Source organism: Veillonella sp. VA139, assembly GCF_003992005.1.
GTDB lineage: Bacteria > Bacillota > Negativicutes > Veillonellales > Veillonellaceae > F0422.
Genome location: NZ_RQVL01000044.1, coordinates 1 through 7,432 on the forward strand (window position 1 = coordinate 1; position 7,432 = coordinate 7,432).

4 protein-coding genes and 1 riboswitch are annotated in these 7,432 nt (G+C 40.2%); of the genes, 1 reads left to right on the forward strand and 3 read right to left on the reverse strand.

The window, feature by feature from the left end:
• Positions 1 to 911 precede the first annotated feature (911 nt).
• From gnd to thrC, 3 genes are read right to left on the reverse strand one after another with little or no spacing between them, the layout of a single operon-like run.
• Entirely contained in the window at positions 912 to 2,327 is a 1,416-nt protein-coding gene (gnd, locus tag EO125_RS09580) for a decarboxylating NADP(+)-dependent phosphogluconate dehydrogenase (RefSeq protein WP_127148701.1), read from the reverse strand.
• 23 nt (positions 2,328 to 2,350) lie between these two features.
• Positions 2,351 to 3,208 carry a DMT family transporter gene (locus tag EO125_RS09585; protein WP_127148702.1) on the reverse strand — a complete coding sequence of 286 codons (858 nt, stop codon included), beginning with the start codon at positions 3,206 to 3,208 and terminating at the stop codon, positions 2,351 to 2,353.
• 7 nt (positions 3,209 to 3,215) lie between these two features.
• Positions 3,216 to 4,715 (reverse strand): threonine synthase, encoded by a 1,500-nt coding sequence (gene thrC / locus EO125_RS09590; protein WP_127148703.1) that lies wholly within the window; start codon positions 4,713 to 4,715, stop codon positions 3,216 to 3,218.
• 306 nt (positions 4,716 to 5,021) lie between these two features.
• A riboswitch (cobalamin riboswitch) is annotated at positions 5,022 to 5,192 on the forward strand.
• Between the two features lie 645 nt (positions 5,193 to 5,837).
• On the opposite strand from thrC, the gene EO125_RS09595 reads away from it, so the two are divergent.
• On the forward strand, positions 5,838 to 7,181 hold the full coding sequence (locus tag EO125_RS09595; protein ID WP_164726506.1) for an MATE family efflux transporter: 1,344 nt from the start codon (positions 5,838 to 5,840) through the stop codon (positions 7,179 to 7,181).
• The last annotated feature ends 251 nt before the right edge of the window (positions 7,182 to 7,432 follow it).

The window sequence follows — 7,432 nt, forward strand, 5'->3', positions numbered from 1 at the left end:
CCTATCTATATAGATTGTACTATGCTTTGACAAATTCATTTATGTTTATACTATGACAATATCATATGTCGTTCATACTTTTACCCAGATAATTAACAATTAAACTACATTACCTATCCTTCTGTGATATAATCATATTGTTACAGGTACAGCCGATTCCGTAACAGGAGGAGGTGACTATATGAAACATTTCACAAAATCAATTATCATGGCAGTTATGGTAAATGTGCTTAGCTATCTCATTTGCAAATGGATTCTACTGCTATTACACTTGTAACAATCCTAGATTTAGTATTAATCTATAAATAATACAAAATAAAAATCCCTAGGCTGGCACCTAGGGATTTTTTGCTATATGTTCATTTCACAAAATCTAGCTAAGTAAATCTTATCATGTTTAGGAAAAATATTCAACCCTTTCTCTAATCTGGGACGGTGTCAAGTTTTTGTTGGAAAAATAATTGCCTAGCTTTAAAAGGTATAGATATCTAACTGACAAAAGCATCCACCCTCATAGATTCCTGCAAGAAGTAATCGCTTTTAATCACATGTATTGTTATGATCATAGCATTGATCAAGTAATATATAAGTGTTAAGGCCTAACGTATATGTAGAGTATTCGTAGTACTCTGCACGTTAGGCCTCATCTTTTACCCGAGATGAGCTTGACGCTGTTAGACATCAATTGCTCTTCTTATGTATATAGTAAAACATTGTCCTGTAAAAGTCAACATCCCTAGGACGCCACCTAGGGATGTTTGCTATATGTTCATTTCACAAAATCTAGCTAAGAAAATTTTACCATCGTTAGTTAAAACAATCAACCTATACTCTACTCTGGTACGGTGTCAAGTTTTGTTTTAAAGTAACTATCTTGCTTTAAAAGATATAGGTGTCTGACTAACAAACTCCTACGCTTCTGCCCACTCTGTATGGAATATACCTTCTTTGTCTGTACGTTCGTATGTATGAGCACCAAAGAAGTCACGTTGTCCTTGGATTAGATTTGCCGGCAATACACCACGACGATAGGAATCGAAGTAATCTAAGGATGCACTGAAAGCAGGTGTTGGGATACCGTAACGTTTCGCAGCAATGATTGCTTCACGCCATTTTGCTTGATGTGTTTGCAACGCTTCTGCGAAGAATGGATCCAACATTAAGTTATTCAAATCTGGGTTATTTGTGAATGCTTTTTTAATATCTTCTAAGAATACTGCACGGATAATGCAACCACCACGCCACAATAACGCCATATCACCGAAGTTGATATTCCAATTATATTCTTTTGCTGCTGCTTTAATCAACGCAAAACCTTGTGCATAGGAACAGATTTTAGACGCATATAAAGCGGAATGAATAGCATCTACTAGTGCTTCTTTATCTCCTTCAAAGACTTCTTTTGGTCCTGCTAATACTGGTTCTGCCAACACACGTTCAGATTTGTAGGCAGACATAGCACGAGCAAACACCGCTTCCGCGATAGTTGGAATTGGCACACCAAGGTCTAAACCTTCTTGGCTTGTCCATTTACCAGTACCTTTTTGACCTGCTTTATCCAAGATTTTTTCTACTAATGGAGTTCCATCAGTATCTTTGACTTTCATAATTTTAGCAGTGATTTCGATAAGGTAGGAATCTAATAGTCCTGTGTTCCATTTCGCAAATACATCGCCGATTTCATCATCGCTCATGCGAAGTAATTCTTTCATCATGAAGTAGGCTTCGGAGATTAATTGCATATCACCGTATTCGATACCATTATGCACCATTTTTACGTAGTGACCTGCACCATTATCGCCTACGTATGTACAGCAAGGACCGTCTGCCACTTGGGCTGCAATGGATGTAAAGATCGGCGCTAATTCGTTATAAGATGCTTCGTTACCACCTGGCATCAAACTTGGGCCATTTAAAGCACCTTCTTCACCGCCAGATACGCCAACACCTAAGAAACGGAACCCTTTAGATTCCAAGTATTTTGTACGGCGAATCGTATCTGGGTAATGGGAGTTACCGCCATCGATTAAGGTATCACCTTGGTCCAAGTATGGCAAGAAGGCTTCAATCATGTCATCTACTGGTTGACCTGCTTTCACCAAGAACATGATTTTACGAGGTTTTTCTAACATGGCTACAAACTCTTCTGGAGTATGTGCTCCGCCGATTGTTCCTTCGTGGCTATAGTTGGCTACAAAATCGTCTGTTTTTTGTGGTGTACGGTTGTACACTGCAATGCTGAATCCATGACGGGCAATGTTGCGGGCCAAGTTTTGTCCCATAACAGCCAAACCAACTAGACCAAATTGATATAATTTTTCACTCATCGTCATACCTCTTTCTTGATTGACTACCGTGTGTGAGCTTGTTCTTCTTTCAAACGAGCCAACATCACTGATGAACTAAACATAATAATACCTGCTATGACGGTCGCCAAGGCTAGGTTTTCTCCGAAGACGATAAATCCCCAGAAGGAGTTAAAGAACACCCCTACATATTGCATAAATTGTGCCACTACTGCATTCGTTGCCACAAACGCACCCGTTAGGAAGAATTGTGCCACTACGGAAATGGCACCAATAACCCCTAAGTAGAGCGCTTGCGTTGCGTTAGGCCACACAAAATCTGGTATCATCACGATACCGCCTACTAGCATGGTGGTGACTAAGAAATAAAACATGATTTCATAGGAATTGTGACCACCCTTTAAGCTAATGGTGCGAATCGTTGTATAGGCTGCTGCCGATAAGGCCGCCCCTGCAATGGCAATAAAAGAATACCAATGCAACCCCGATAAATTCCAAGGCTGAATCATATATACAACGGCCAAGAAAATTAGTCCTAGCCATTTAGCAGATCCATTAGGCAATTTTTCTTTCAATACAATGTTGCTGAAAATCAGCACGAATATGCCAGACAGTTGGAATAAAATAGACGCATCTGCCATGGACATATACACCAAGGCAATGAAATTACTCAAATTCCCTAGTCCACCAAAGATACCACGTAAGGTTAATAACCCCCGATGTTCTGTAGAAAAAGAAATTCCTTTTTGTCGCATCACTATGAGTACGGCAATTGTTCCTATCAATCCTCTGAAAAATGTCACCTCTGCCGCCGGCATACCATCGCCTAAGAGTTTCACGAATAAATTCATGATACTGAAGGCGAAGGAGGACATGAGGGAAAAGAAAAATGCTTGTACCATAGGCCACCTACTGTTTGAAAGTATCCACAAAGGATATAATTTCTTCTTTCATAGCTTCTTTTGGAATCACCTTGGTGAAACGCAATGGCTTATGTTGTAACTCCGCCAATTGTTTCGGACAACCTACACCTGTGACAGCCGAAATATTGTCTAAACTTTCATAAGGAGTGTTTCCTACCTTAATATCTAAGGCTTCGCAAATCGGTGTTGGGAATTTGAAAGGATGTGCCGTGGAGGCAATCACCGTGTGACGATGTCCATCTTCCGGATGAGCTTCCAATTCTTTCATGTAAGCCCCCATCGCCACCGCTGTGTGCGGATCCATCACATAGCCATAGGAGTTGTACACTTGCTCGATGACAGCTTTTGTCATGTCATCGTCTACATAGGCGCCAGCAAATTCTTTTTGCACCCCTTGTAGTTCTTCTGGAGTGACAGAGAATTTGCCCTCTGCTTTCAGTGCTTTCATACGCTCAGCTGTCAATTCTGCATTTTCACCGCTCACATAATAAATAAACCGTTCAAAGTTAGAACTTTCCAAAATATCCATAGACGGAGAAATGGTTGTATAGAACGGACGATTCATATCATAGGTACCAGTGCTGAAGAAATCTGCCAGCACATTGTTTTGGTTCGAGGCACAAATTAATTTACCAACCGGAATACCCATGCGTTTTGCATAGTAAGCGGCCAAAATATTGCCGAAGTTGCCTGTTGGCACCACCACATTAAACGCTTCATCTTCGTGGATAGCCCCCGTATTTACCAATTCAGCATAGGCTGCCACATAGTACACCACTTGTGGCGCTAGACGGCCGATATTAATAGAGTTAGCAGAAGAGAACTTCACTCCTTTGTCTGCCACTTCCTTCGCCACATCAGCATCCACAAAGAGACGCTTCAAAAATTGTTGAGCATCATCAAAGTTACCTTCGATGGCTGTTACATTGACATTCGTACCTTCTTGCTTTTGCATTTGCTCTTGTTGCATAGGGCTAACGCCGTCTGTAGGGAAGAACACTTGAATATGTGTTCCCGGCACATCTTTGAACCCTTCTAAGGCTGCTTTTCCAGTGTCACCAGAGGTAGCCGTCAAGATCAACACGTCTTTGGTTTCTTTCTCAGCTTGTTTTGCTGCTACTAGCAAATAGGGAAACAAGGATAGCGCCATATCTTTGAAAGCTTGGGTGCGACCGTGGAACAACTCCAACACAGACACTCGTTCCAACAAGGAATGCATAGGTGCCATATCTGGCGTATCAAAGTTCACCGTATTATAGGCACTGCGGATCATCGTTTCCAATTCTGCTTCTGTGAAAGTTGTAAATAACTTACTCAACACAATCAGTGCAATTTCTTCATAGCTTTTGTCCGCCACATCGCGGTAGGACAAACATTGTTCCGGAAATTCTGCCGGCACATATAAACCCCCATCACTTGCCAATCCATGGAGCAACGCAAAGGTTTCGCTCACCACTTCATGACTGCGCGTACTTTTATAATTCATTCTTTCATCCTTTATGTTTCACAATATATTGTATTATCTTCATTCATTATAAATTAATGCTATCTATTTAGCAAGAAAAGGAGTACTCCAATCTCGCATACCCCAATAAGGTAAAATTCCTTTGCATCTACGAATTACAATGCAACTCTATGAAAGGATTTTAAATGCTACACAAAACTATAGTTCTTTTAACTATGACAATTAGTAATAAAAGTCACAATTATGCCTTTCTAATTACAAATTAGTCATACCCATTCATCTTGTTCTTGACATTGAAAAACCAAAAGAGTACAATACACACATACAATCAAACATTCGGGAATAGGTGCGAAAGCATAATAGAGAAGCCAGTTAAAGTCTGGCACGGTCCCGCCACTGTAAAGCAGAGCAAATCCAAATTATGTCACTGGGAAACTGGGAAGGCTGGAGGCGCGTTGAAGCTGAGTCAGGAGAACTGCCTATTCATCATTCACCACTTGACCTACGAGAGATAGGGAGGAGAATCAAAGGTCTTTTTCTGATACTCCAAAACACAAGAAAAAGGATTTTTTATTACACCAATATGCGTAGATGGACTACATTACATATTGATGATCGCCTTATCATGGCCAAGTGAACTTACCATTATGGTATTAGCACTCAAAGTGTTGATATAGTTGTCATGATTTTGTATGGGCGTACATCATCATCCTAAAAAGAACCTGCCGACGGGCAGGTTCTTTTTTTATTTACTCTCTATCGTCATTGCCTTTCACATGGTACAATACAATTGCATGGGGATTCCGGCCCCTTGTATCATACCCTCAAAGGCAATATGCGTGTCCAGCGCTAGCTTTAGAGGGTTTTTTCTTTATCCATATACATAGCTTTGAAATCTTCATAGTCTTCCACCATAACAATTGCAGTAAAAACATAGATGTATGCAAAAATTATATACATCTATATTTTCCATGCAACATAACAAGCTATATCTATTGATATAACTGAATCGTCATCATTATGCACCATGTTCTTTTAAGAGACAATAGCTCCTAGCAGCTATAGACATATAGTATATATAGTGGTAGAATTAAAAGTTATTAAACATCATATTATATGGGTAAGTTAGTTTTGGGAGGTAGTATGTCTTTATTTTCTATGATTAAACATTTCCTACTTGTAGCTGCCCCCGTCATTGCTACACAATTTTCTATCATTGTTGGTAGTTTTATAGCAGTCACATTAACGGGGCAATACAGTACTATAGATTTAGCAGCTATCGGTGTGGGGTATAACTTATGGGTCGCCGCTTTTTTTGGTCTGTCAGGAATTCTCCTTGGTGTTACACCAATTATTTCTCATGCCTTGGGGGCAAAAAAAACTGAATCGGTAGCTGCTACTATGTGGCAAAATATCTATTTAGGCCTTGCATTTGCAACAGTTCTTATACTTGCTACCCTACTTGGTTTATCTCCTTTGTTAGATCTATTGGGATTAGAACCAGCGGCAAAATCTGTTTGCATCCAATATATGAACGCCATGTGCGTCGCCTTTCCAGCTATGATGATTATGTCTGGATTCCGATATATCGTCGATGCTCACGGAAATACTCGCTACTCTTTATACATCATTGGTAGTAGCGTGTTATTTCAATCTATTTTCAATGTATTATTTATACAAGGTTATGGGCCCATCCCCGCTCTTGGGGGCTTGGGTGCTGGTATTTCAACGGCCATCGCCTATTGGTACATGATGTTGTGTTTCCTTGGGTTAATTACATTTCACAAGAACTTTAAGCACTATCGATTTTGGTCTTCTTTCACCAGCCCTAGTTGGATACTCATTCGAGATCAATTAGCTCTAGGGATTCCTATTGGCCTCTCTATCTTTGCAGAAATCAGCATTTTTAGTGCTGCTGGGATTGCTATGACTAAGTTTGGCACAGAAATTATAGCCGCCCATCAAGCAGCGTCTAGTTTCCTAGGGTTAACATTTTCTTTCCCATTAAGTTTAAGTATGGCATCCACCATCGTCATCGCCTATGAGTTAGGAGCCAAACGATATCAAAATGCCATCACCTACACATGGATTACTCGTGGTGTAGCAGCTTTCATAGCACTTTGCATTGGAACCTATTCTTTCACTCATATCGACTTCTTAGCCAGCCTATATACCAAGGAAGATCACATGATTCCACTTATTGAAAGTTTCATTTCTTACGCCGTATTTTTCACGATTATCGATGCTGTAGGCACACCTTTACAAGGGGTTCTCCGAGCCTATCGTGATGTAACTAGCGTTTCTATTATTACCATCGGCACCTATTGGGGCGTGACCGTACCCGTTGCATACCTCTGCTACCTATTCACAGACTTCGGGCCTTACTCCGTTTGGATTGGATTATTATCAAGTACGTCTTCGGCTGCACTCTGCTATATGTATCGATTACGTAAAGTCCAGCGCAATGTACTGAACATGTCTTTTTAAAATCATTAATTAAAACTAAACCTTTTAAATGACGAGGCGTTCCATGAACAGCCTCGTTTTTATGTGATAAGGACATACACAGGCAATTAGACACAACCATTGGCACAAAACATATGGTACCAACCGAAACGTCGATAGATAAATTGACTAGTATAATAGCACGCTATACCTCCAGTTAGTGTAAAATGTTTGTGGGAAAATAAAATAGCAAAAGAAGGTCATCCTTTGTTACAATGAATGTGTTCAAATAA